We start from the raw sequence: 843 nt of genomic DNA on the forward strand, positions 1-843 counted from the left end.
AGACACAGCAGTATTGCTGGGCCAATTCGAACGCCTGTTCCCGAGCGTGGCCGAGGCCGCGCAGGGCCAGGGCCATGGTTGCGATCAGCGCGAGTTGCGGGTAACTGTCCTCGACATCACCGCGCCACAAGGCTTTTAAATGCTCGGGTTCCAGGCTGGCCGGTTTGACGTGCCGCTGGGCGGAGAGGGCGGGCCACTCTTCGTCCCAGCTCTGGCCGCCGGTGGTGCCATACAAATGGCTGAGGGTGTCCGGGTTGATCTCGACTTCGCCGCCATCACCCTTCACCACAATCACATTATCGCCCAGCAGGCCGCTGGCATCGCGGTGTACGCCCTGGTAACCGGGGTGGAAAATACTTTGCAGGCCGCAACGTGCATTCAGCGGGTTGAGCAGGCGCGCCAGGGAGTGAATCGGTGAGCGCAGGCCCAAGGTGTTACGCAAATCGATCATGCGTTGCAGTTGTGGCGCCCAGTCACCCAGCGGGATAAACGCCAGGTTGCCTTGCTCGAACGCCGTCTCGACCTGTTGCCAATTGCGACACAGCGGGATTTGCAGGCCTTGCAACAATTGCTCGGTGTACAAGCGGCCCGCCGTATGGGCACCACCGCCGTGCATCAGAATGCGCACCCCGTTTTGCGCCAGGCACTTGGCCGCCAACAGATACCACGGCAGATGGCGTTTTTTACCGGCGTAGGTCGGCCAATCGACATCCACATTCAGCGCTGGCGCATTCAGGCGCTCGCGCACGGCTTCGGTGAAACCGGCGAGCTCTTCCGGGCTTTCTTCCTTATGGCGCAGCAGCATCAGGAAGGCGCCGAGCTGGGTGTCCTCGACTTTTTCGT

At 61.8% G+C, this 843-nt stretch carries 1 protein-coding gene; it reads right to left on the reverse strand.

What is annotated here, in order from left to right; translation table 11 throughout:
* On the reverse strand, window positions 1-843 hold an 843-nt coding region (locus FEM54_RS33325; protein ID WP_138454371.1), incomplete at both ends, for a glycosyl transferase family protein.

It is taken from the genome of Pseudomonas edaphica, assembly GCF_005863185.1.
Lineage (GTDB): Bacteria > Pseudomonadota > Gammaproteobacteria > Pseudomonadales > Pseudomonadaceae > Aquipseudomonas > Aquipseudomonas edaphica.